Consider the following 23568-nt stretch of genomic DNA (forward strand, 5'->3'; position numbering starts at 1 on the left):
ACCACGAGTCAGCCGAGCCAGGGAGCGCGCGCCGTGGCCAGCCTGCTCGTGACCGAAAACGGCGCCGAAGAGTTCGGTGACACGTCGAGGCGAGCCCCTGTCCGCCGGAATGGCTGACCCCGAGTGCGGGTACTGAAGGCGTTCCAGGCCAGGCCCGCGGCGCGGCAGCCGGCCGGCTCAGCTGGCGCCCGCGCGGAGCACCTCGCTCAGCCGTCGTCGGCGGCGTAGCGCCGATTCGACGGGCACCACGACGGCGACCGCCGCCAGAAACGCGACCGCCACCAGGCCGAGCCCCCACCACGGCGACGCCAGGGCCGGATCGGCGCCGGTGAGCAGGGCCAGGGCGAGCGAGCCGAACGTCAGGCGGGCGAGCAGCACCCCGAGCAGCGGACCGCCCACAACGGCGACCACCACCGGCGGCAGCAGTTCTCCCGCGGCGACCCAGCGAGCCTCCCGGGGCCGCAGCCCGAGGGTGCGCAGCCGGGTCAGGGTCCGCCATCGCTCCGGCGCGCCGGCCGCCGAGCCGAGAGCGAGTCCCAGCAGGCCCAGAACCGGCAGGGTTACCGCCGAGACCCACGCCAACCGCAGCAGTCCCGAGGCCAGCGGCCCATCCGCGGTCCCGTGGCCGACAGCGGCACCAAAGGTGAGCGCGTACGAGGCCAAGGCCACGGAGGTCACGAGCACCACCAGCGGCAGCAGCCGGGCCGAGGCCGCCGCCGCCCTTGCGGCCCCGAACACCGCCAGCGGCCGGCGCGAGCGCAGAAGCCGCTTGAGCACGAAGCGCGTCCCGAGGGGCAGCGCCCGCGCCAGCATGAGCGCACCCGCGAGCGCGCAGAGGGCGGGCGCGCTCGCGGGCAGCACCCCGCCACCGATCCCCCGCTGGTACAAAGCGACGAGGGCGCCGGACGCGGCCACCAGCACCCCGGCCTCAAGAGCGGCCCGCCGCAGTCGTACGGTGTTACGCACCCACCGCCGGGCACTCCTGTTGGCCGGGACGCGGCGATCCCGGGTGGCGCGGGCGGCGGTGAGCGTGCCGAACGCCGGTCCGGCGGCGACGGCGGTGACCACCACGGGAGCCGTCCACTCCCAGGAGACCCCCGGCGCGACGGCCCGGGCCAGGCCGAGCCCGGCCGCCGTGGCCAGCAGCGCCATCACGGCGGATTCGAGCAGCAACTCGCCACCGATCACCGGTAGCGACATCCCTCTCTGCCGGGCGGCTGCCAGGGCGAGGGCGCGGCGGTGTACCAGCAGGTCGGCGGCGAGCAGCAGGACCAGGACCGCGACGGCGAGCAGGGTGATGAGCAGGACGGACGCCTGCGCGGACGCGGCGTCGACCTGGGAGCTCACGTTCCGCAACACCCCGTCGAGCCTGGTCTCCCACTTCAACGAGCCGTCCCGGGCGCCGGAGGAGCCGGAGGCCGCCTTGAGCGCGACCACCCTCGCGGCGACCGACGGGACCGCGTCCCAGCTGAGCCGGACCGGGTCGGGCGTGAACCAGGCGGTACGCCGCAACTCGTCCTGCCTGAAGGCGAGCCGGGCGTCGGGCAGCGACTCGCGGGACAGCAGCCCGGCGAACCGGGTGCTTCCCGTGCCGTCCGCGCCGGCGACGGGACTCAGCAGCGAAGGGATGAGCCGCCAGGCGGGATCGGCGCTGTCCCGAGGCCGGAAGATGCCGCTGACCTGGACCTTCTTGTCATTTCCCTGATCGTCGGCCAGTGGGATGTCCGCACCGGGCCGGACCTGGAGAGCGGCGGCGTCCGCCTCCGACAGGCCCACCTGCACCGGCCACGGCGGCGCGCCGTAGGGAATCGACGCCGTCTCGGAGCCGGTGGGCCGGGGCGGGCCGCCCGCGATCCAGGTCACGCCGGGCCCGCCGTCGCGGGCCACATAGGCGAGCTGGAACGTGCGCAGCACGCTGCCATCGGTGATCTTGAGGGTGGGGCTGGTGACGGTGGCGACGGGTGGATGCAGGGCGGCGCGCAGGCCGGGGCCGAGTTCGTCCGTCGCCCTGGCTCGGAAGTCGTCGACGTCCTCGGCGAGGCGGGGGTGCCGGACGCGGCTGCCGTTCGGCCCGCCGTCGTCCTCCATGCGGGCGTGGACCTGGAGGTCGCCGCCGTCCCTGCGTACCGCGTCCCGTACGGCGGTGTCGGCCGTCGCGGACAACAACGGCGGTATCGCGCCGGCGAGCAACGTGACGACCGCCACCACGACGGCGGCCAGGAGCAACGGCCCGGCGTCCGTGCGGGCGCGGCCGACGACGCTGGGCCAGTGCGGTGCCGGGATCCTCATCACGCCACCCGCAGATACGCGGCATCGGCGAGCCGGGCCTGGACGACGACCACCGCGCTCACCGCCAGCGCGCACCCCGCCAGCAGCCCGGTGAGCAGGGCGGCCTCGGCGGCCCACGGCCAGACGGGCACGACCTCGGGAACGGGAGCGGCGCCGGTGTCGGAGCGGACGAGCAGCGGCGCGACGACGCGGGTGGCCAGCGCGCCGATGACCGCACCCGCCGCGAGCAGCGGCAGCAGGATGCCGACGTGCTGGCCGAGCAGCACGGTACGGATCTCGCGCCGGGTCATCCCGAGACCCCGCAGGCGCGCAACCTCGACCGCGCGGGCCCGCAGATCGAACGTCACGTGCAGGACGACCCCGGCGATCATCAGCAGCACCGCGGCCGGTACGAGCAGCCGGAGCACGGCCGGCAGCCCGGCCTGCAGCGGGCCGCCGGTGAGCCGGGCGGTCTCGGACGCGCGCGTGGTGACGCTGCCGAGTCGGAGATCGGCCGCATCGCCTGTGGCGGGATGGCCGACCCACCACGCGTCCACGGGCACGTCGAAGTCGCCGCTGACGGCGAGGGCACGGGAGAGGGCGTCGAAGTCGGCCAGGACGGCCGCGGCGCCCGGAGCGGACGGCACGGCCGGCAGCACCTCGGCCACGCTGACCTGTACGGGGGTGAGGCCGACGGTGAGGTCGAGCCGGGAGCCGCGCCGGGCGCCCACCTCGTCGGCGAAGCGGGCGGAGACGGCGACGGGCACCGGGCCCGGGGCCGGGAAAGCGGTGGCGACCAGGTTCCTGGCGGCGTCCGGCCGGCCCTTCAACGCGACGGTCGTGGTCATCCTCAGCTCGGTGCCCGCGGAGGTGCTGGTCAGGGCGACGGCCGGATTGCCGAGCTGCCCGGGGGCCGGCCCGGCTGAGGTGGCGGTCCAGGGCGACGCTGCGGAACCTGTTCCCGTCACGGTGAGCGTCACGGCGACGCGGCTGTCCCCCGCAGGGGGTTCCGCCAGGGGATCGGAGTGGCCGGTGCCCACGTTCCCCGTCGCGATCGCGAACGGAAGGGACACCGCCACCAGCTGGAGCCCTTCGGCCGTCGCGCAGTCCGGCAGCGGATGCGCTTCGCCGTCGAGCGGAATGGGCTCACCGGTGCACGGAGTACGCAGACCCGTCGCGTCCTGGAGCAGCAGCCGGGGCGTCACGGTGAGCGGCGTCGTACCGGTCGCCTTCCCGGTCAGGGAGAGCGCGGCTCCGGCCGGGACGGGAACGCCGGCGGCGCGCGTCGGCGGCGCGAGGCCGGCGCCCACGGCGCTCCAGGTGCGACCGCCGTTCAGCCGCCCGCGCAGCAGCGCCTCGGCACGAGTGGTGTCCACGGCGATCAGCCGCGGCGGGTCACCGGCGCCGCCGAGCCACTGCCCGACCGCGATGCCACGATCGGTGGCCGGGCTCACCTCTCCCCCGATGGCCGCGCCGACCACATTGCCCTGCCCGGCGCCGGGCGGGGCGGTGAGGGTGAGCGCGAGATCGGTGCCGACGGACACATCGGCCTGGTCCTGCTGGGAGCGCTGCCACGTGGCGTCGAACCCGATCCCGTACGTGGCCGCCGCGCAGCCCAGCCCGATCAGCAGCCCCGCCGCGACCGCCTGTGGCCTGCGGGCGGCCTCGAACGCGGCCAGCGGAACCATCAGCCCGCGCGCCCGGCCGGCCAGCAGTTCCACGAGGCGCAACGCTGGCCACACCAGGCGCAACGCCACCGCGGATCCGGCGATGAGCAGCAGCGCGGGAGCGAGCACCCGTACGGCGTCGATGGGCGACCCCGAACCTGCCGGCTGGTCGCGCAACTGCCACCAGCCGACGGCGGCGAGCGCCACGAGCAGCAGGTCGGCGCCGGATCGGGCGAGCAGCTCCCGCCGCCCGCGTAAACCTCCGGAGGAGGTCCGCAGCGAGGGCACGACGAGCACCGCCGCCAGCGCCAGCGCGCCGCCGGCGACGGACAGCACCTGTACGGCGTTCACGCCTGAAGGCGTGGCGAGCCCGGCCCCGGCCATGAGCGGCAGCCGGGTCAGCCCGGCGTGCAGGGCGGACGAGGCCGGGATCGCGACCGCGCCGGCGAGCACGGCGAGCGCGCCGGCCTCGACGAGCGCGGCGCCGGCGAGTTGACCGCGGCCGACGCCCAGCGCGGACAGCAGGGCGGCCTCGTCGTTGCGCACACCGGCGCTGAGCCGGCCGGCGAGGGCGAGGGCGGTCGCGGTCAGGACGAGTCCGATGGCGGCGACGGCGAGCACGGCCGCCGTGGTGACCCGCTGCTGTTCGTGGGCGGCCAGCAGGGTCGAGGGCAGCCGGGAGGCGACGCGCTGGATCCGTACCCGGTCGCCGAGCGTCTGCCCCAGCCGGCGGTCGGCGCCGAGCACGGCCAGGGTGACGGTGTCGAGATCGCGGGCGGCGGGGGCGGACAGGTCGGGGTGGGCGCCGATCTCCAGCCGGTCGAGGGTGGAGCCGCCGCCGAGCAGGTCGGCGAGGTCGACGATGAACGGCCCATACGCGTGAACCGGCTGTGCGGAGCGGCCGTCGTGGTAGGCCGGATCGTACCCGGCGGCGGCGAGGGGGTCACGATCCCAGCCGGTGCCCGGCAGCGGCCGTACGACCCCGACCACGCTCACCTCGACGCCCTGGTCGGGATCGTCGGCGAGCTCTCTGCCGAGGCGGACCCGCCTGCCGACGGTCAGGCCGAGCTGCCGCGCGGTGCTTTCCAGGACCACCGCCTCCGCCGGCACGGCACCCGCCCGCGGCAGGCGTCCGGCGGCCACTTGGGTGCGGGCCGGCAGGTCCTCCACCCCCGACAGGTACGCCACAGCCGGAACACCGGCGCTGGGCAGCGACCGCATCACGGACGACGCGCGCGCGGCCGTCGTCGTCGCGAACGGGGCGAGGGCCGAGGTCAGCACGGCGCGGGTGTCGTCGGCGACGGATCTCGCGTGCTCGTCGCGAATGGTCACGGTGTAGGCGGTGACGTCGATCTGGTCGGAGGTGGCGCGAGAGGCGGCGGTCTCCAGCGCCTGCTCGGCGGTACGGGTGAGCAGGAGGGCGCAGGTGCCCAGGAGCGTGGGGCCGACCACGGCGACGGCCAGGAGGGCTGCCAGCAACGGCCATTGCGCACGGGCTCGCCGGGCGACCAGCCTCAGCACGGACGACTCTCGCTGATCACGAATCGTCCCGGCCGTGGGAGCCCCCGTCGAGCCGCCCATCAGAGCGCATGCCGGGATGCTCGTCGAGCTGCCTGTCCGACCGTAAGCCGGGATGCTCGTGGAGCTGCCCGTCGTTGATGCGGATCACCCGATCCGCCAGCGCGAGCATCGTCGGATCATGCGTGGAGACGAACGCCGTCACCCCCTCGGACTCCACCACCCCGCGCAGCAGTGCCATCACCGACAGACCGGTCTCGGCGTCCAGCTGCCCGGTCGGCTCGTCCGCGATCAGCAGCCGGGGTGAGGCGGCCAGCGCGCGGGCGATCGCCACCCGCTGCTGCTGCCCGCCGGACAGCTCAGCGGGTAGCTGCTCGGCATGGGCGGCCAGTCCGACCAGGTCCAGCAGCAGCGCGACCCGCCGCTCACGCTCCACCGGCGGTACGCGGGCCAGCCGCAGCGGGGCGCCCACGTTCTCCGCGGCCGACAACACCGGGATCAGGCCGAAGGTCTGGAAGACGTACGAGACCTTCTCCCGCCGGAGCAGGGACAGGCCGTCCTCATCGAGGGCGGTGACGTCCGTTCCGTCGACGAGGACCGTACCGGAGTCCGGGCGGTCCAGGCCACCGATGATGTTGAGCAGCGTGGTCTTGCCGGAGCCGGACCGCCCGACGAGGGCGGTCATGGTGCCGGCCGCGAGTTCGAACGTCACGTCCCGCAACGCGTGCACGGCGGTAGCCCCGCTGCCGAACCGGCGATGAACGCCACGCACGCTGACCAGGGGGCCGCCGTTCATCCGGCCGCGCCGCCGTCGGGGCGGATGGCGACGTGATCGGCCTCCAGCACCAGCCGGACCCGCCGCGTCAACGCCAGCGCCTCCCGGTAGTCGCGCGGCACCTGAATCCGCCCCGCCCGGTCCATCACCGCGTACTCCTCGGCGATCACCCGCTGGGCGCCGTCATCTCCGGTGGCGGTGCGCCGCAACACCTCGCTGCTCGTGCGCCCGTCTCGGATCGCCACCGTCCGCTCCACCTGCCCGCTGACCCCGGGATCGTGGGTCACGATGACGACGGTGACGCCCAGCCGCCGGTTGATCTCCCGCAACAGCCCGAACACCGCGGCCGACGTGGCGCTGTCCAGTTCCCCGGTCGGCTCGTCGGCCAGCAGCACCCTGGGCTCATTGGCGAGGGCCACCGCGATGGCCACCCGCATCTGCTGCCCGCCGGACAGCTGCGCGGGCCGCCGCTCGGCGCAGTCGGCGACGCCGAGCAGGTCCAGCAGCTCGGCAGCACGCCTGCGGCGGACCCGGCCGGGAGTGCGGGCCGCTGTCATCGGCAGGTCGACCATCTGCCGTGCGGTCAGGTACGGGATGAGGTTGGCGGCCGTCTGCTGGCGTACGAATCCCACGGTGTGCCGCCGATACCGGACACGATCGGCTCGCGACATGTCCAGCAGATTCCACCGATCGACCCGCACGCGCCCGGCGGTGGGAGCGTCGACCCCGGCCAGGATGGACAACAACGTCGACTTCCCCGACCCGGACGCGCCGACGACGGCCACCATCTCCCCGCTGTCCACGACCAGGTCCAGCCCTTGCAGTGCCTGCACCTCGACCGACCCGGACTGGTAGATCCGCACCAGGCTCTCGCACACGATCAGCGCGTCTCGTCCGAACTCCGGCGCCTTGGCAGGAGGCTGCGGCAGGGATAAGGGCGTGATGGACATCCGCTCCTCCGCCCGGCACGGCTCTGCTTCAGGGCCAGACTCTATCGTCCTCGCAAATCGGGCCCAAGACCCTTTCATCACACCGCGGATCTCACCGTGCGCTCGCGTAGTGGAGGGCTCGGGCGCACAGTGTGAGCGTTTCCGCGAGTGTCGTGCGGTCGGGGTCGTCGATCTCGGCGAGCATGACGGCTTCGATGCTGTCGAGGGAGCGGTCGCATCGCCGGAGGGTGCTCAGGCCTTTCGGGGTGAGGCGGGTGCGCAGAGCGCGGCCGCCACGGGGATGCGGGTCGCGGCGGATCAGGCCGCGTTGTTCGAGATCGCGGATGACCAGGTTCATCGCCTGCGGGGTAACGAAGGCGATGCGGGCCAGGTCGGCCGAGGATGGGGCGTCGCGCAGGCGCAGCTCGCTGAGCGCCATGTATTCGGTGGTCGTCATGCCGTGCCGGGCGAGCGCTTCATCCAGGCAGGCGCGGATGCGGCGTTCCAGCCGGAACACCAGGTAGCTCACATGGGGCGGCGGTGCGTCCGGCACAGCGGCCGCGGGGACACCCGGATCGGTCACCAGGAGACGATATCGCGCCCTGGTCAGAACGGGCCCAGATGTAACTTTCACCCCCTTATCAAGGACCTTGATAACAAGCTGCTTGATAACCAGGGAAAACGGCTCCCTGCCAGGTGAACCGGTGGACCTGCGCACCACGCGTGCATTGACGGTGGATTGTGGCCCTTCTATTTTCCAGCGACCGGTGTCAATACGCGGCGGACCGAACCACGGCGCGCCGCAGATCTGGAGAGGAGGAGCGCGAATGACCCGATGGATACGGGTGCTGGCCAGTGCCTGCGCCACGGCGCTCTTAGCCGTCATGACCGTGGCACTCGGATCGCCGGCCGTCGCCGCCAGCCTGGTGGAGGTGACCAGCTTCGGCAACAACCCGGGCAACATGCGGATGCACGTCTATGTGCCGGACTCGCACCCGACCTCGCCGGCGATCGTGGTCGCGATGCACGGCTGCGGCGGCTCCGGTCCCGGCTTCTACCAGGGCAGTGAGTTCGCCTCGCTGGCGGATCGATACGGCTTCATCGTCATCTACCCGACCGCGACCCAGTCGGCAGGGTTCGGCAACTGCTTCGACACCTGGTCGGACGCGGCCAAGCAGCGCGGCGGCGGCAGCGATCCGGACTCGATCCTTTCAATGATCGGCTACGTCGAGCGGACCCACCAGGGAGACCCGGACCGGGTCTACGCCACCGGAAGCTCGTCCGGCGGCATGATGACCCAGCACATGCTCGCCGTCCATCCGGACGTGTTCAAGGCAGGGGCCTCCTTCATGGGTGTGCCCTTCAACTGCTTCGCCGGCGCCTCCGACTATCCGCCAGGAAGCAGCAGGTGCACCGGCGGGAGCATGGACCGGACACACCAGCAGTGGGGCGATGCGGTCCGCCAGGCGTACCCGGGATATTCCGGCCCCCGCCCGCGCATGCAGCTGTGGCACGGCACCGGCGACACCCTCGTGCCCTACTCGCTGCTGCGAGAGTCGATCGAGCAGTGGACCGATGTGTTCGGGCTGAGCCAGACCCCGACCAGCACCGACACCCCGCAGGCGAACTGGAACCGCAGCCGGTACGCCAATCCGTCCGGCACCGTGCAGGTGGAGGCGTACAGCATCCAGGGCGCCGGGCATGCTCTTCCGCAGGGCGGTATGGCCCTCTACGCCATCCAGTTCTTCGGCTTGACCACCAGCCAGACCGACACCACGCCGCCGACCGCCCCGGCCGGGCTCACCGCCTCGGGCACCACCGCAACCGGCACCAGCCTGGCCTGGACGGCCTCCACCGACGACACCGGTGTGACCGGCTATCAGATCCTGCGCGCTCCCGGCGCGACGGGCGACACGTTCACCCAGGTCGGCACCTCGGCCACGACCTCGTTCAGCGACACTGGCCTGACCGCGAACACCACCTACCGCTACCAGGTCCGGGCGCGCGATGCCGCCGGTAACGTCTCACCGGTCTCCGACACCGTGCAGATCACCACTGAGGGAGGCACGACCGGTGCCTGCTCGGCCACCCCGACCGTGCAGTCCCAGTGGGGGAACGGGTATGTGATCCAGCCGCTGACCATCACCAACACCAGCACCTCGACGATCAACAGCTGGACCGTCACCTTCACCCTGCCGGCCGGGCACACCCTGACCGGCTCGTGGAACGCCACCGTCACCACCAGCGGCCAGACCGCCACGGTCAGAAGCGTCAGCCACAACGGCACGCTCGCGCCGGGAGCCAGCACCACCAGCTTCGGCTTCCAGGCGAGCAGGCCCAACGGCAACACCGCCCTGCCGTCCGGCTACACCTGCGCCTGACCATCAGCGCGCTGCACTGATCACGGCCCCGTCATGGACAGGTGGGACCGGGCCGTGATCAAAAGATCCGCACCGGCGGAAGACCCGGCCGCGCGGCCTGCTCCGAGCAGGTCCATTACCTTGCGCCGGAACTCCGGCCTCGGGGAGCTAGCGCGACGAGTCGTGCGCGGCGGTCCCGGGGATCCGGTTCGCGGGAGCTCTGCCGGCCACCACACCCCGCCTTGTAGTGGAGCATCGCTCTCGTGCGGAACCCCGGCGACGGTCCGGCCTTCCGCTACTACAACACCGGGGTCGAGCAGGTCGTGTCGACCGACGAGACGAATGGAGCGGTCACCGTCGCACGTCTGAACATGCCGCGCGCCGACGCGCCCCCGGAGCCGTCGAGGGCTACTTCAAGGCGATCGGCCCCGCTGACGCGCGCGCCGACGAAGAGCACGCCGACCTCCTGGCGCAGTACGGAGTAGCACTCCTCGACCATCCGCCTTCTGTCTAGTCGGCTGGTTCTCTGGCGCGCTCCGCGCGACAAGCCCGGTAGCGACATGTTGCGGCGTTCCCCGCGCAGAGCCCGCATGCCCGGCCGTCGTACGGCTTGACCTTGGCGGGAGCTCGCGCCGGGATCGGGTTCGGCACCATCTCGGCGAGCAGGACGAAGGGGGTGAAGGCGGCGTCACGACTCACCCACCCGCGTAGGCCGTGAACGCCATGCCTTCGGTGAATCCTCCCGTGTCAGGGCTTGGCCGCGGCGCCGACGATCCGGCCGGCCTCCTCCTTGGTGATGAGGCGGGCGGCCACCAGTTCGGCGGACTTCCTGGCGACGTGGGCGATGAGCTGGGGCCCGGTGTACTTCTCGTCCTCGATGAGGTCCTCGATCGTGCAGCCGTCGGGGCGGTAGCGGTTCGCCACCCCGGTGTCGCGGCCCTTGACGGTGACCATCGGGGTCAGGTCGGAGCCCTTGCAGGCGTCCGCCGGAGGGGTGTAGCGGAGCAGGCGGGCGCCGCCCTGTACGGAGCCGAGGGCGTCCTTGGTGCCGCTGCGGAACCAGATGTCGCCCGAGCCGTCCTGCGCGCCCCGGTAGAGGCCGGACTCGACGGCGGTCGTGAACGTCTTCGACAGCGGGTCGATGCGGAACACCTTCCCGTCGAGGGAGGCGTAGACATGCTCGTCGGGGTTGACGTGCAGCTCGTCCGAGACACCGGTGTACCCGGCGGGGAGCTTGATCCGCTTGACCACGCGGGCCGTGGCCGGGTCCATGATGAACACCGTGCCGTCGGCGAGGCCCCAGAGCAGCCCGTCGGAGCCCTTGACCAGCGCGGTGATCGACTTCGCGCCGGGCACCGGCGTGTGCTCCGATCGCTTCTCGCCCGAGGCCAGGTCGTAGGTGAACACCTTGGCGTCCGTCGCCTTGGGCGTGGTGCCGCCGCCGCCATAGATCGACGTGCCGCCCCACAGCGTGTTTCCGAGTACGGCCAGCGAGGTGACGCCCTGGTCGGCGACGGGGGCGCGCCGTACCGTGTGCTCGCCTGAAGTCTCGTCGTAGACGGTGAGCGCGCCGCCCCAGAGGCCGTAGTCGGGGGTGCTGCCGATGTAGACCTTGCTCCCGGCGGCGGCGAACGCCACGGGCCGGTTCTGGCCGTCGCCGATCAGGCGGAACAGCTCACGCGGGTTCGTGCCCGTGACGAACGGCTGGGCCGGGTCGTAGTGCATGATCGCGCCGTTGGGATAGGTGCCCAGGTAGAGCTTGCCGTCCTTCCAGAACCACCCGTCGGTCTGCGCGGCCCGGCCGAGCTGGGTCACCTTGCCGGTGGCCGGGTCGAGGACCGCGACGTTGCCGTTGATGTAGAGGTTCGTGTAGATCCGACCGTCCGGCCCGGCAGTGACATTGTTGATGTCGATGGGCTGGTACGGGAACGGCAGCTTGAACCGCTGGGACGCTCCGGTGCGCGGGTCGTAGGAGAACGCGTCGCCGCCGTAGTTGCCGATCGCCGCATAAAGCGTGCCGTCGACGAAGCCCCAGCCGACCCCGGCACCGCCCGAGGCCACCCCCGGCACCGCTTCCGGCCGGTCGGCGGCCAGGTCGTAGCGCCACAGCTCGGTGCCCGAGGTGAAGTAGACGTAGCCGCCCTCGGCGACCTTGGTCGTGCCGCGCGAGTTCATCGTGAACCCGTCGGCCAGCACCTCCCCCGAGTCGGGGTCGAGCACGAGCGCCTGCCCCTTGCTTCGCTTGACGAACAGCTTGCCCGCCACCAGGTTCAGGTCGTACGGATAGCTCGGATCGCCGCGCAGCGCCTCGGGCCAGATGTCCCGCTTCTCCCCGGTGGCCAGGTCCAGCCGGATCAGATGCCCCGCCGAGCCGACCGCCGCCCACAGCAGTTGCCGGTCGGTGTCGACCGCGACGTCCGGCGTGTACTGCTGGCCCTCGACCATCACTCCGAGGTCGCGGAACCCTTCACCCGGGGTGTACGAGAACGCCTTGGCCCCCGGATACGTCCCTCCGTAGACCTTGCCGTCCTCACCGGCCTGCAGCCCGTAGGCGTACAACTCCCCCGGCACGACCTGCCCCAGGTCGGTGGCCTGCTCCTGGCCCGGCTTGAAGGAGTACAGGTGGCCGTTGGGGTAGGTCCCGGCATAGACGGTCCCGTCGGCGGCCTGGGTGATGCCCCACCCGCCGGACGAGCCGGGCAACTCCACGGTGTCCCTCAATTCGCGGGTCACCGGATCGACTTCGGCGACGACCCCTGGTGTACCCATCTGAACGCTGAAAACGGCCGGCCCCCCGTCCTGGCCGGTGCCGAAGTACCCCTCGAACACGGTGAGCGCGGTCGACTGGACGCCGAAGTCGGTCACGGTTCCTTGGACTGGGGAGGCGGCTAAGAGAGTGGACAGCAGGGCGGAGAGGACACGCATGGGTTGCACTCCTGGGAGATTACGGTCATGAGTGGAACTGCTTCCTTCGGGCCCGTATCGGCTTCATATGAGATAACGGGCCAGACCGTAAAAAGTCAACAACTGGCGGAGGAACGCGGCTCGCGCGGCGCCGGAAGTGGTCCCCGGCATTGGATCCGGCCTTCTGCCCGGAGCGGCCCAAGCGGCCGCTTGTCTACCGGTTGGCGTGTGCGGTCAGCCCATCGAGATGAGGATGGGCGCGACGTATCGCCTGCGGTCGCCCGGGCGCCGGTGGGCGCCGTACACCATCGTCGGCAGGGCCTCGGGTCCCTCAGCGGGCCCCAGCCCGGTGAGCCGCGGACGCAGGCAGCGGCTGGACACGCTACTGGCGCCGCCCATGCGTCAGCTTCGCGACATCCCGCACCGGGCAGGCCGCATCCACCAACTCCCGGATCCGTGACCGGAAGCAGAACCCGAGGACCCGCACACAACCCGACGTGCGAAAACAGGGTTGAGAGCTGTTTCTTGGATCAGGTCGGAGCCAGATGATCAGGGCGGCCAGGGTGACGGTGCCGAGGAAGATGGGGTGTCGTTAAGACTCGTGGCATCAGGTACACGCGATCGCGTGCACCCTGGCGACAGCTCCGAAGCCGAGCAGGCAGACCCGACAGAATGCCCGCCCGTTCTGTCTCCCAAGCCTCTCTGACTTGGGCGAATGCCATCGCGTGTACCTCATGACAGCTTCGTTACCGACACCCCGTGTTGGGGGGATCCTGATCGCCCGAGTGCTGTTCGGCGAGCTCTTCGAACGTTCCCCCGGTGAACAGGCGGTCCAGGACGCCGACCAGGTGCGGGCACTCGCTCGTGGGATGATCAGCGGGGCAGGTCAGCGCTGCTGAGAGGAACTTCCGGGCCCCCTGGGCTCGCTCGATCAGTGCGTTCAGGTCGTCGATCTGGCCACGTACCACTGATCGCCACTGCTCGCCCGATTCGTCCATGACGGCGGCGGCGGTGTCGAGCCGGACTCCGAGCCGCTGCATCAGGGAGACCAGTACAATGCGGCGAAGTTCGGTCCGACCGTACATTCGTTTGCCGGCGTGGCGGGTCGCTGGCCGTACCAGACCCCGTTCCTCGTAGTACCGCAGAGCCGACGTGTTGAGGTGGAGGCGACGGGCGGCCTCACCGATGGATATGAGCTCCATGCGTCCATTTGACTTCAACCCGGCTTGAACCGCGAACGTGGGTGCATGGCCACCAAGGAGATCCGGTCCTGGGCGTTCGACGAGCCGATCCGCTCCTCGTTCGCCCTGCCTCAAGGAGTGCTCGGGCGTTTGGCAGGGCGGCTCATGTTGTGGCTCAACGATCCACGCGAAATCGTGGCACTCATCGGGAAACAGAACAGCGTTCTGGAAGTCGGGTGCGGGCCGGGCGGCCTGTTGCGGGGCATTGAGGCGAGACGGGTCTGCGGCATCGACCCTTCACCCGACATGCTGCGCCAGGCGGCCCGGCACAACCGTGGGCGCGACGTCGAACTGCGGCTCGGCACCGCAGCGGACACGGGGCTGCCCGACGGCGGCTTCGACGTCGTGGTCTCGGTCAACAACGTAGCGATGTGGCCCGACCTGGAAGCGGGCGTTCGCGAGCTGCGCCGGGTGGCCCGGCCGGGCGGCAGGCTGCTCATCGCCTGGCACAGCGCAGGCGGACGCTCACCGATCGCCAGGAGAAACGCCCTCCCTGAGGAGAAGCTGGCGCGCATCGCTCACGCCTTGGGCCGGCCGACGCAGCGCCACGAACTCGAGAATCTGACCGTGCTCGAGAAGCGCTGCCCCGGCTAACTAGCCGCGCTCCCCCAACCAGGCGACGACAGAACGGACGAAGCCGTCGACATGCGACAAGGGGAACGCTGAACCACCACAGCGGCCCGGCGAGCGTACCGCGTTGACCGAACCACCGAACAAGCATGCCCGCCGAACCCCGCGGAATCTCAGCAGTTCGCCCCTGCGGTTTCGTACGTCCTTCCGTCGTTGATCCCGAGTGCCCCGATGAACGTGCTGCTACACGGATAGCTGACGTTCCAGGTCCTGCTTATGCCCTCCCCCGCGAACACGGTGTACCACGTGGAATCCCACCTGATGGAGTTCGAATTGGGGCCATATCCGACCCGCGCGGTGACGGGCGACCCGCCCGTCTTCTTGTAGGTGACTCTGATGCGCTGAGGGTTTTGCATCAGCGCGATGCAGACGATTCCGTTCTTGAGAGTTTTGCACCGCTCGGACGAGGCGGCCTGAACACCCGCGCCGGCTTGCGCTGACGCCACCGCCGGTGAGCAGGCGATCACGGATCCAGCAACGGCTACGGCAGCCGCCAGTGAGGTGAATCGGTATCGCATTTCGCTTTCCTTCGAGGGAGCCGATGTTCTTGCAGCGACCTGTTTAGACCTCGAACTGTTTCCTGCCTGTTTCCAGGAGAGCCCAGCGCCAAGGCGGCTGCGCCGTACGCATCCGGAAGCATCCCGGAACCCGGGATACAGCCAGGATTCGCCCGTCAGGCCGGAAAGCGGATTGATTCCCGCGGTTGATGCGACCACCCACACCGCGTCTTCGAGCGCCACCACAGGGTTCCGTGTGGCGAGCCGACTGTGCAGGAACGACGCGAAGAGTGCGCGTCGAGGGTCACGGCCACGATGCGCTGGCCCGGCTGGTAGGTATGCCTCGGCACCCCCTGCTGCCCGACGGTGTGTACGAACCGCCACCGGCCGTCCGGTCAGGCTTCGGGCATGCGGTTCGTCGAATCCTTCGCGAGGTCGCGCAGCTTGGCCGCGGTGCTCCGGGCGGCATCGTCATCGGCATCGACGGCGTCCGCAAGCGCCAGAAGCGTCTCATGAGAGAGCGGCCCATCCGATCCCCGGACCGTCAGCCTGAGCTGCTCGCCCGTCCTCCGGTCCCGGGCGAGCAGGTGGAAGAGACGCAGTCCTACGAGTCCCCTGAAGGGGATGGAGGCGATGGAGACGTCGGCGTCGGCGAGATCACATCGGCGGGTGCGCCATTCGCGGATCGTCAGTACGGTCCCTTGTAACCATGTGGCGGCACGAAGCCGGAACAGGATTCTCCACATGAGCCCGATGGCCAGGGAAAGCGCCATCAGATAGATCATGACGGCGAGCCATCCCCCTTGCGCAAAGCCGGGTAGGGGAAGGTGCCGGCCGGCCTCGTCCAGCACCATGAAAACGGCGTCCCTCACGTACCAGAGCTCAAATCTCTCGCCCAATGAGACGATTCCGAGCGGGAGCCACGGCAGCGTCCAACCGAGGTAGATCATCAACTCAGCCCCGGCGGCCTTCCGGGTGGGGAAAAGAATCCGCGTGTCCGGCCCTGAGCGCATGCACCGGACAATAGCCGGGCACGCTTTATGGTGGCTTTCCCTCCGCTGTACGTGCCGCCGGTGCCCTGCGTCCGCTCGTGTCGGCCGGCGCTCCCTGGGCGGATCCGATCGAAGCCGCTGCGGGCGGCCGCCGCGGCAGTTCGTCATCGCAGGCTCCGACCAGCCCCCACCACGCGGTCCAGTGCATCGGCTATCGAAGACGGGCGTGGCGTTCCGTGCGCGCTCGACAGTTGCAGGGCGGGTGCCTAGACTCCCGAAGATCGCGACCTCCGGAGGTGCAGGTGGACGAGCCGGTGACGGCGGAGGTGGGGGAGGACGGGCTGCTGGCGGCGGTCCGCATCGACCCGCGGGCCATGCGGCTCTATTCGGCGGAGCTGGCCGGGCACGTCGTCGAGGCCGTACGCGCCGCGCAGCGTGAGCACGAGCAGCCGCCCCGTGACTCCCCCGGCCTCGACGTGGTGCTCCAGCGGCTGGACGAGCTGGAGGCCCAGGCGGACAAGGATTTCGATTACGTGAACAGCAGGCTTGACGACTCTCTCAGGAGATACACGGAATGACCGAGATCACCATCGACGCCGGCGGGCGCGACTCCGCGGGCCGGGCGTTCGGCGCGCTGGCCGACGAGTACTCCGGGCATGGCGGCGGGTGGTGCCGGGGGGAGAGTCCGCTGCCGTACGAGGAGTTCGCGGCCGGCTACCACGAGGTCACCGCCGGCCTTCGCGCCGCTTGCGAAGGGTTGTCCAGCTCGCTCGACCAGGCCGGAACGGGACAGGTCGCCATGGCCGCCATCAACAGGGGCACAGAACTCGCCAACTCGCGGGGGTGGCAAGTGTGACGGAACAGGCATGGGCGGGCGGGCTGGCGCTGCTCGGCGTCCCGCCGCTGCCCGACCTGGACGTCGTCGACAGGCACATCGCCGATCTGGACGCGGCGGCCGCCCACCACCGGAAGCTCGCCGCGGAGAGCAGGCGCGCCCACCGGCTGGCCGGGGCGAACAGCGGACCGGCCGCCGACGCGGTGGACGACCACGTGACCGGCCGCGACGGCATCGCCCTAACCGCGGGAGACCTCGCCGACCGCCTCTCCAGCGTGGCCGGCACGTTGCGAGTCACCAGGGAAACGCTGGTCTGGGTCGGCGGCCTGCTGGCCGGGCTGGCCGCCCTCGCCGTGGCGGCCGTCGCGTACGCGCCCCACCTGCTGCCCCGGCTGAGATCCATCGCCGCCAGGCTCTCTGCCAGGCTCCGCGAGATCACCGCCCGCCTCGGGGCGCTGATGCGCGGCATGTCCACGACCCTGACCAACCGCAGGGTCGACAAGGTCGCCGGGCGTTTCCACGACGCGTGGCGCGCTCCGCGCAAGCTGCCCGACGGCACGTACGAGCCGAGGGTGAAGACCACCACCGACCCGGCCTGGATCAAGAAGCACGACACCGACCAGGTCGACATCGCCAACACGCGCTATCGCGACCTGCCGGCCGACTGGAAGCGCGAGAACCAGGAATCGGCGCGCATCGGGGTGCAGCTCGTCGACGAGGCGCGGGCGAGCGGCGTGGACGTCAGGAGCGAGCGGTTCATGGAGGAGGCGAGCTCGGTGGTGCACGACAAGTGGCTCGTCCGCAACCGGGACTGGGCCACCGAAGAGCAGCGCCGCCCCTACGAACTGCTCTCCCATGCCGAGAAGGAGAAGGACCGCGACGTCGTTCGCATGGTCCTCGGAATCTAGCCAGGTGAGCTGCGGGCCATCGCACTCCTGTATTCCGCATGTTGGTCTTTCTCTGGTCGAGCTCTCCTTCATGTGGACGAAGAAGCTGCCCGTCGGCACCGGCGACGCCACCGATCGACCAGCCGGCACCACTACCCTGGGGCCGCCTGACCTTCCGTTCCGTCCTTGATGTCGTCCTTGTCGCCTGCCGGGGAGCGCGCCCAGACAAACTCGCCATACGTCGTGGGGATCACCCTTTTCCTCCTCGGGCTGATGTTCTCCATCGCGCTGCACGAGCTCGGCCACCTGGTGCCCGCCAAGATCTTCGGTGTGCGGGTGACCCAGTACATGGTCGGCTTCGGGTCGACGGCCTGGTCGCGGCGGAAGGGCGAGACCGAGTACGGCATCAAGTGGATCCCGCTCGGCGGCTACATCCGCATGATGGGCATGTTGCCCCCTCGCCCCGGTGAAGACCCCGGCAAGGCCAGGAGCACCGCGAGTGCGAGCACCGGCCCGGCGCCCGGCGCTGCCGGATCACCGCTCGGCGGCCGGGCAGGGCAGCGCGAGGAGTTCGTCGTCGCTGCGGTACGCGGGGTTCAGGGAGTCGGCATGTCGCGTCGTCCGAATCCGGCCAGGCCGATCGCGACAAGGGCCGCCGCGGCGGCGGTCATGATGAGGAGCGGCGTGATCGCCATGTCCCCGCCGAGCAGCTTCGGCACGTGCTCGAAGACCGACAGGTCGACAACCCACTGGTCGAGCTGGAGTTCCCCGCCGACCCAGCCGAACAACATGCTCACCACGGCCGCGGCGAACGCACCGGCGACCAGCCGGGGCAGCAGCCCGAACAGGGCGAAGGCGATCCCGGTGAACAGCCACACCGCGGGTAGCTGCACGAGCGCGGCGGACAGCAGCCGGGGCAGTTCGCGGGCGACCGCGCCGGTGTTGAGGCCGTGCGCCAGACCGGCGGCGGCTCCGAAGGCCACCACCCCGAGTGCCGGGCCGAGCAGCGTGAACACGAAGTGGCTGCCCGCCCAGCGCAGCCGGTTCACCGGGGTGGCCAGCAGGGCTTCGGCCCGGCCGTCGCGCTCCTCGTTCCTGAGCAGCAGGGTGGCCTGGATCGCGAAGCAGGCACAGATGAGGCCGAGCATGACCATCATGGGAGTGAGGAACTGGTCGACGAGCGTCCCCGGCCCGCCGAGCCGGGCGAGTGCCTGGCGCGCCGCGGCTCCGCTGTTGTCCATCAGCGTGCCAAGGCTCGCCGCCATCGCGCCGACCACGAGCCCCACCAGGGCGAGCCCCACGACTCTGCTGATCATCGGGCCGCGGTGCAGCCGCCAGGCCAGCGCCAGCGGGCTGCTCAGCCGAGGCCCGGCGCCGGCCGGGCCCAGGCGGGCCTGGAACATGCCGCTGCCGAGGTCGCGGCGCGCCGACAGCGCCACCGCCAGCGCGCTGAGCGCGGCGACGACGGCGGCCGCGAGCGCGAGAACCCACCAGCGTTCGCCGCTGTAGGGCCGTAGCGCCTCGGCCCAGCCGAGCGGCGTCAGCCAGGACGCCCAAGCGGGCCCGTCGCCGACCTGCGCGGCGATGTCGCCTGCGCCGCGCAGGATGATCGCGATGCCGAGCACGGTGACCCCGATCGCGCGTGCGCCGCCCGCACCGGTCGTGAGCTGCGCGGTCACGGAGCCGATCGCCGCGAACACCCATCCAGTGGCCGTGAACCCGAGCCCGAGCGCCAGCGAACCCGCGGCCGGCAGGCCCTGGCCGATCAGCGCCAGCGCCGACGCCAGGCCCAGGACGAGGCAGGCCCCGCAGGTGACGATCAGGGCGGCGGCCAGGTCGGCGTGGCGCGACACCGCGGTGGCTCCGACCAACTCGCGCCGCCCTGCCTCCTCCTCCGTACGCGTGTGCCGGATGACCGTGAGCAGCGCGAGCAGCCCGACCATGAATGTGAGGAACCCCGACCGCCAGGCGACGAGCTCTCCGAGGCTGGAGCCGTTCAGCAGGCCGTAGGCGACGGTGAAGGCCCTGGTGTGGACGCTGGTCTCGTAGTAGTGCTGACGGGCCTCGTCAGTCGGGTACGCGCCGGTGAACGCGCTGACGAACACCACCGGGACCACGCAGAGGAAGGCGACCCACAGCGGCAGCAGCACACGATCGCGCCGCAGGACCAGGCGGATGAGCTTGCCGGTGCCGGTGAACGCGTTCATCGTGCCGCCTCCGCGTGCCTGCCCCCGGCGCTCGCGGACGCGCGGTCGTAATGCCGCAGGAACAGCTCCTCCAGCGTCGGAGGCCGGCTCACCAGGCTCCGCACACCCGCCGCGGTGAGCTGGCGCAACGCCGCGTCCAGCGCGGCGGCGTCGACGCTGAACCGGACCCGGCCGCCCTCGCCGCGCAGACCGTGCACGCCCGGCAGGCCGGCCAGGCCGTCCGCCGGCCCGGCCAGCTCGGCGTCGATGGAGGTGCGGGTGAGGTGGCGCAGTTGGGCCATGGTGCCGGACTCCACGGTACGGCCGTCGCGGATGATCGTGACCCGGTCGCAGAGCGCCTCGACCTCGGAGAGGATGTGGCTGGACAGCAGCACCGTACGGCCGCCCGCGCGCTGCACCTCCTGGACCGTCTGGCGGAAGACCTCCTCCATCAACGGATCCAGGCCGGAGGTGGGCTCGTCGAGGATGAGCAGTTCGGCGTCGGAGGCCAGCGCGGCGACCAGGGCCACCTTCTGCCGGTTGCCTTTGGAGTAGGTGCGGCCCTTCCTGCGCGGATCGAGGTCGAAGCGCTCGATCAGCTCGTCCCGCCGTCGCCGGTTCAGGCCGCCGCGTAGCCGGCCGAGCAGGTCGATGGCCTCGCCCCCGGACAGGTTGGGCCACAGGGTGACGTCGCCCGGCACGTAGGCCAGGCGACGGTGCAGTTCGCCGGTCTGTGTCCAGGGGTCGCCGCCGAGCAGCCGGGCGGTGCCCGCGTCAGGGCGCATCAGGCCCAGCAGGATCCGGATCGTGGTGCTCTTGCCGGCGCCGTTGGGCCCGAGGAATCCGTGCACCTCGCCGACTCGTACGACGAGGTCGAGGCCGTTCAGCGCCTGGGTCGGGCCGAACGACTTGACCAGTCCCGCCATGGTGATGGCATCGGTCTCCGTCATCATCGGTGTCCTTCGTTGGGAATGAACTTGCCGCCCTCACCGAGGAGGGAGGCGTCAGGGGAAGGGCTAAAGGTCATCTCCGCGCCGGGTCTCCCGGACGGTCTCGGCGGCCTTGAGCATCGTGTCGTCCGCGTACATGCCGTGGGTGTAGAGCTCCAACATGGGCAGCCCGATGCGCTGCAGCACGTCGGGCCCCATCCGCTCGTAGCCGAGCGCCCGCGTCAGGGGTGGCGCCATGGTCAGTGTGGCGAGGCTGAGCAGCACGCTGACCACGGCCATCGCCCGCACGTCGGAGGAAGGGCGCATCGATCCGTTGGCCATCCCGGCTCGGAAGAGCTGCTCGGTCTCCTCGACCAGCGTGTTGACGAATGTGGTGGCCGCGGGCGTGTCCTCCTCGATCGCGCGCACCATGTACTGCACGTGCAGGCGGTATTCCTCCGAGTCCGACAGGTATTCGCGAGTCAGTAGGTGCACGCCGGCCAGGTCGGCGACAGTTCGGGTCCTCCGCACGAGTATCTGCAGGACGTGGTCGTCACAGACGGCGCGCAGATCGTCCTTGCTGCCGAAGTGGCGGATGACCAGGGCGGCGCTCACCCCTGCGGTGGCCGCGACGGCGCGCAGGTTGGTCTTCTGGAAGCCGTCGCGGGCGAAGTGGGTGATGGCGGCGTTGCGGATCCTGGCCTGAGCCGTCAGATCCGCCGAAGGGGCTGAACACACGTTCACCATAGTAAACGTGTGTTCATCCCGATGGCAAGGGACCGGCGACGGCCCTGGTCCGGCAGCGAATGCCCGCATGATTACCGGCTACTGGCCTCGCCTGTTCCCCGCTCGATGGATCAGGATCTACACGTTGCGGCCTGCGCCGAGAACCCCGCCGGTCGGACTCCGGCAATCCGGCGGGCGATGAGTTTCGCCGAGGTTCCCCGTCTGTATCCACACACACACCCGATCAACCGCACTCCGGGAGAGCAGCATGACCGCCACCTACACCTTCGACGTCTTCTGCAGCCTCGACGGCTACGGCTCCTACAACAGCAGCGGCGACTGGGGCGGTTACTGGGGCAAGCAAGGCCCCGAGTTCCTCGACCGCCGGCTCGCCCTGTACAGCGAGGAGCAGCGGATGGTCCTCGGGGCCCACACCTTTCGGCAATTCGTGCAGGTGCTGGGCCCGATCACCGACGAGTCCCGGGTGAGCGATCCGGTGAACACCCGGATGAGGAACCTGCCGACAACGGTGGTGTCGACGACACTCGAAGGACCACTCGACTGGCCGGACGCGACCCTCGTGAGCGGTGACGCCGTCGACGTCGTCGCCCGGCTCAAGGAGGAGTCCGAGGTGCCGTTGCGCTCGCACGGCAGCCTGTCGATGAACCGGGCGCTGATGGCCGCCGGCCTGGTCGACCGCGTCCAGGTGACGGTCTTCCCGGTGATCACCGGTCGGACCGGGGCGGACCCCGTCTTCCAGGGTGCGGCCGACTTCGACCTCGAGCTGATCGGGAGCCGGACGCTCGACGGCCGCATCCAGGAGCTCGTCTACCGGCCCAGCCTGCATGCCTGAGCCCGCCCGATGGACGGGCGGCACGCCGGCGTGGGCGCCGGCCGGCGTTTCCGAGGTGCGGGGCAGGCTCGCCGCCGGTCGGCGAACCTGCCCCCCTGTCAGTTGCGAGCGGGGTCGGCGGGCTCGGACACGGACGGCTCGGCGGCCTGGCGGGTGTCGCGCCTGGACTTGAGCAGGCTGGCCACCGTCGTGACGGTGAGCACGGTGACGATGACGGCCAACGAGGTCCAATTGTTGATCTCAGGGGCCCAGGTGACGTGCTCGCCGCCGTTGACGAACGGCAGCTCGTTCTCGTGCAGGGCGTGCAGGACGAGTTTCACGCCGATGAAGCCCAGGATGACCGCCAGCCCGTAGGTGAGGTAGACGAGTTTCTCCACCAGTCCGCCGAGCAGGAAGTACAGCTGTCTCAGCCCCATCAGCGCGAACGCGTTGGCCGCGAAGACCAGGTAGGCGTCCTGGGTTATGCCGAAGATCGCGGGGATGGAGTCGACCGCGAACACCAGGTCCGCACCACCGATGGCGATGATGACGATGAACATCGGGGTCAGCAGGCGGCGGCCGTCCTGCCGGACGGTCAGCCGCGAGCCGTGGTAGGCGTCGGTGACCGGGAACAGCCGGCGCACCAGCCGTACGACGCCGCCGTTGGGGTCGTACTCGTCGTCGTCGTTGTTGTTGAAGGCGAATTTCCACGCGGTGTAGATGAGGATGCCGCCGAAGATCCAGAACACCCAGCTGAAACGCTGTACGGCCTGCGCGCCCACGCCGATGAAGATTCCGCGCATGACCAGCGCCATCACGATCCCGATGAGCAGCACGCGGTGCTGGTAGATCGCGGGCACGGCGAAGTTCGCCATGATGAGCATGAAGATGAACAGGTTGTCGACGCTGAGCGTGTACTCGGTGATGTAGCCGGTGATGTAGGAGGCCGCTTGTTCATCGCCACCGAAGATCCACACTGCTGCGCCGAAAGCGACGGCACAGCCGATGTAGAAGGCGATCCACCGCGCCGACTCGGCGATCGTGACCTTGTGGGGTCTCCTGTTGACGATGATCAGGTCGAGGAGGATGAGTCCGAGCAGGGCGGCGATGGTGGCCGCCCACAGCCAGGCGGGCACGGGCATGGGTGGGGGCATGAGAGCTCCTCCGACTTGGCGTTGGCACGTCCGTCGGAGGTCTTCTCCGCCCGCGGCGTCGCGGACCGACCGCGCCGGGTCCCTGGGAGGGTCCGTGATGACGACGTGGCCGCGAAGGAGTACTCCCCTCCACTTCGCCTGCGATCATACATACCGGATGCAGTAGGCCAACATCCCCCCGCACGTTTCAGCGCAGGCGGTGGTCCCCCGACCCCCGGTGAGTGAGCCGACAGGTGCC

21 protein-coding genes and 1 pseudogene are annotated in these 23568 nt (G+C 70.7%); 7 read left to right on the forward strand and 15 right to left on the reverse strand.

Going from position 1 to position 23568, the window contains the following annotated elements; translation table 11 throughout:
- Positions 1-177 precede the first annotated feature (177 nt).
- From E1292_RS07730 to E1292_RS07750, 5 genes are all read right to left on the reverse strand, one after another.
- On the reverse strand, positions 178-2289 hold the full coding sequence (locus E1292_RS07730; protein WP_132593478.1) for an FtsX-like permease family protein: 2112 nt from the start codon (positions 2287-2289) through the stop codon (positions 178-180).
- Positions 2289-5414, reverse strand: a complete 3126-nt coding sequence (locus E1292_RS07735; RefSeq protein ID WP_132593480.1) for an FtsX-like permease family protein — start codon at positions 5412-5414, stop codon at positions 2289-2291. The genes E1292_RS07730 and E1292_RS07735 overlap by 1 nt, the downstream gene beginning before the upstream one ends.
- Positions 5415-5472: 58 nt before the next feature.
- On the reverse strand, positions 5473-6225 hold the full coding sequence (locus E1292_RS07740; protein ID WP_246089985.1) for an ABC transporter ATP-binding protein: 753 nt from the start codon (positions 6223-6225) through the stop codon (positions 5473-5475).
- A gap of 20 nt (positions 6226-6245) precedes the next feature.
- On the reverse strand, positions 6246-7178 hold the full coding sequence (locus tag E1292_RS07745) for an ABC transporter ATP-binding protein (protein WP_132593482.1): 933 nt from the start codon (positions 7176-7178) through the stop codon (positions 6246-6248).
- 91 nt (positions 7179-7269) lie between these two features.
- Entirely contained in the window at positions 7270-7740 is a 471-nt protein-coding gene (locus E1292_RS07750) for a MarR family winged helix-turn-helix transcriptional regulator (protein WP_246089986.1), read from the reverse strand.
- Positions 7741-7984: 244 nt separating this feature from the next.
- Between E1292_RS07750 and E1292_RS07755 the strand changes: the two genes are divergently transcribed.
- A complete protein-coding gene (locus tag E1292_RS07755; RefSeq protein WP_132593484.1) occupies positions 7985-9538 on the forward strand; it encodes an extracellular catalytic domain type 1 short-chain-length polyhydroxyalkanoate depolymerase in 1554 nt (517 codons plus the stop codon).
- A gap of 277 nt (positions 9539-9815) precedes the next feature.
- Here the strand turns inward: E1292_RS07755 and E1292_RS52205 are convergent, their stop codons facing one another.
- The 4 genes from E1292_RS52205 to E1292_RS07770 form a co-directional block, all read right to left on the reverse strand.
- On the reverse strand, positions 9816-9974 hold the full coding sequence (locus tag E1292_RS52205; protein WP_181958200.1) for a hypothetical protein: 159 nt from the start codon (positions 9972-9974) through the stop codon (positions 9816-9818).
- Between the two features lie 290 nt (positions 9975-10264).
- Positions 10265-12442 carry a PQQ-binding-like beta-propeller repeat protein gene (locus E1292_RS07765; RefSeq protein WP_132593486.1) on the reverse strand — a complete coding sequence of 726 codons (2178 nt, stop codon included), beginning with the start codon at positions 12440-12442 and terminating at the stop codon, positions 10265-10267.
- A 213-nt stretch (positions 12443-12655) separates the two neighbouring features.
- Positions 12656-12820, reverse strand: a complete 165-nt coding sequence (locus E1292_RS50945) for a hypothetical protein (RefSeq protein ID WP_165974434.1) — start codon at positions 12818-12820, stop codon at positions 12656-12658.
- 347 nt (positions 12821-13167) lie between these two features.
- A complete protein-coding gene (locus E1292_RS07770) occupies positions 13168-13623 on the reverse strand; it encodes a MerR family transcriptional regulator (RefSeq protein WP_132593488.1) in 456 nt (151 codons plus the stop codon).
- A 45-nt stretch (positions 13624-13668) separates the two neighbouring features.
- Between E1292_RS07770 and E1292_RS07775 the strand changes: the two genes are divergently transcribed.
- Positions 13669-14256 (forward strand): class I SAM-dependent methyltransferase, encoded by a 588-nt coding sequence (locus E1292_RS07775; RefSeq protein WP_132593490.1) that lies wholly within the window; start codon positions 13669-13671, stop codon positions 14254-14256.
- A gap of 149 nt (positions 14257-14405) precedes the next feature.
- Here the strand turns inward: E1292_RS07775 and E1292_RS07780 are convergent, their stop codons facing one another.
- Together E1292_RS07780 and E1292_RS07785 are read right to left on the reverse strand one after the other, a co-directional pair.
- Positions 14406-15032, reverse strand: a complete 627-nt coding sequence (locus E1292_RS07780) for a hypothetical protein (protein WP_132593492.1) — start codon at positions 15030-15032, stop codon at positions 14406-14408.
- A gap of 152 nt (positions 15033-15184) precedes the next feature.
- A complete protein-coding gene (locus E1292_RS07785) occupies positions 15185-15802 on the reverse strand; it encodes a hypothetical protein (protein WP_132593494.1) in 618 nt (205 codons plus the stop codon).
- A gap of 281 nt (positions 15803-16083) precedes the next feature.
- On the opposite strand from E1292_RS07785, the gene E1292_RS07790 reads away from it, so the two are divergent.
- The 4 genes and pseudogenes from E1292_RS07790 to E1292_RS07805 all read left to right on the forward strand — a co-directional run.
- Entirely contained in the window at positions 16084-16359 is a 276-nt protein-coding gene (locus E1292_RS07790; RefSeq protein WP_132593496.1) for a hypothetical protein, read from the forward strand.
- On the forward strand, positions 16356-16637 hold the full coding sequence (locus E1292_RS07795; RefSeq protein WP_132593498.1) for a hypothetical protein: 282 nt from the start codon (positions 16356-16358) through the stop codon (positions 16635-16637). The genes E1292_RS07790 and E1292_RS07795 overlap by 4 nt, the downstream gene beginning before the upstream one ends.
- On the forward strand, positions 16634-17524 hold the full coding sequence (locus E1292_RS07800) for a hypothetical protein (protein WP_132593500.1): 891 nt from the start codon (positions 16634-16636) through the stop codon (positions 17522-17524). Before E1292_RS07795 ends, E1292_RS07800 begins: the two co-directional genes overlap by 4 nt.
- 168 nt (positions 17525-17692) lie before the next feature.
- Positions 17693-17995, forward strand: a pseudogene (locus E1292_RS07805) (site-2 protease family protein); the annotation flags it as partial.
- Between the two features lie 104 nt (positions 17996-18099).
- Here E1292_RS07805 and E1292_RS07810 read toward each other — a convergent pair.
- The 3 genes from E1292_RS07810 to E1292_RS07820 all read right to left on the reverse strand — a co-directional run bounded on the left by E1292_RS07810 (position 18100) and on the right by E1292_RS07820 (position 21356).
- A complete protein-coding gene (locus tag E1292_RS07810) occupies positions 18100-19710 on the reverse strand; it encodes an ABC transporter permease (protein ID WP_132593502.1) in 1611 nt (536 codons plus the stop codon).
- Positions 19707-20639, reverse strand: coding sequence for an ABC transporter ATP-binding protein (locus E1292_RS07815; RefSeq protein WP_246089987.1), 933 nt, complete (start codon positions 20637-20639; stop codon positions 19707-19709). Before E1292_RS07815 ends, E1292_RS07810 begins: the two co-directional genes overlap by 4 nt.
- A 66-nt stretch (positions 20640-20705) precedes the next feature.
- Entirely contained in the window at positions 20706-21356 is a 651-nt protein-coding gene (locus E1292_RS07820; protein ID WP_220446723.1) for a TetR/AcrR family transcriptional regulator, read from the reverse strand.
- Positions 21357-21612: 256 nt separating this feature from the next.
- Here E1292_RS07820 and E1292_RS07825 point away from each other — a divergent pair, with 256 nt between their 5' ends.
- Positions 21613-22197, forward strand: coding sequence for a dihydrofolate reductase family protein (locus E1292_RS07825; RefSeq protein WP_132593508.1), 585 nt, complete (start codon positions 21613-21615; stop codon positions 22195-22197).
- A 98-nt stretch (positions 22198-22295) separates the two neighbouring features.
- Here the strand turns inward: E1292_RS07825 and E1292_RS07830 are convergent, their stop codons facing one another.
- On the reverse strand, positions 22296-23318 hold the full coding sequence (locus E1292_RS07830; RefSeq protein WP_132593579.1) for a TerC family protein: 1023 nt from the start codon (positions 23316-23318) through the stop codon (positions 22296-22298).
- Positions 23319-23568 lie beyond the last annotated feature (250 nt).

The sequence above is a fragment of the Nonomuraea deserti genome, from assembly GCF_004348685.1.
In the GTDB taxonomy this organism is placed as follows: Bacteria; Actinomycetota; Actinomycetes; order Streptosporangiales; family Streptosporangiaceae; genus Nonomuraea; species Nonomuraea deserti.

Bases quoted from the DNA above. Each gene is read 5' to 3' on its own strand.
- E1292_RS07730 (WP_132593478.1), bottom strand. From the start codon at position 2,289: ATGAGGATCCCGGCACCGCACTGGCCCAGCGTCGTCGGCCGCGCCCGC.
- E1292_RS07745 (WP_132593482.1), bottom strand. From the start codon at position 7,178: ATGTCCATCACGCCCTTATCCCTGCCGCAGCCTCCTGCCAAGGCGCCG.
- E1292_RS07755 (WP_132593484.1), top strand. From the start codon at position 7,985: ATGACCCGATGGATACGGGTGCTGGCCAGTGCCTGCGCCACGGCGCTC.
- E1292_RS07765 (WP_132593486.1), bottom strand. From the start codon at position 12,442: ATGCGTGTCCTCTCCGCCCTGCTGTCCACTCTCTTAGCCGCCTCCCCA.
- E1292_RS50945 (WP_165974434.1), bottom strand. From the start codon at position 12,820: ATGGGCGGCGCCAGTAGCGTGTCCAGCCGCTGCCTGCGTCCGCGGCTC.
- E1292_RS07770 (WP_132593488.1), bottom strand. From the start codon at position 13,623: ATGGAGCTCATATCCATCGGTGAGGCCGCCCGTCGCCTCCACCTCAAC.
- E1292_RS07775 (WP_132593490.1), top strand. From the start codon at position 13,669: ATGGCCACCAAGGAGATCCGGTCCTGGGCGTTCGACGAGCCGATCCGC.
- E1292_RS07785 (WP_132593494.1), bottom strand. From the start codon at position 15,802: ATGCGCTCAGGGCCGGACACGCGGATTCTTTTCCCCACCCGGAAGGCC.
- E1292_RS07795 (WP_132593498.1), top strand. From the start codon at position 16,356: ATGACCGAGATCACCATCGACGCCGGCGGGCGCGACTCCGCGGGCCGG.
- E1292_RS07810 (WP_132593502.1), bottom strand. From the start codon at position 19,710: ATGAACGCGTTCACCGGCACCGGCAAGCTCATCCGCCTGGTCCTGCGG.
- E1292_RS07815 (WP_246089987.1), bottom strand. From the start codon at position 20,639: ATGACGGAGACCGATGCCATCACCATGGCGGGACTGGTCAAGTCGTTC.
- E1292_RS07825 (WP_132593508.1), top strand. From the start codon at position 21,613: ATGACCGCCACCTACACCTTCGACGTCTTCTGCAGCCTCGACGGCTAC.
- E1292_RS07830 (WP_132593579.1), bottom strand. From the start codon at position 23,318: ATGCCCGTGCCCGCCTGGCTGTGGGCGGCCACCATCGCCGCCCTGCTC.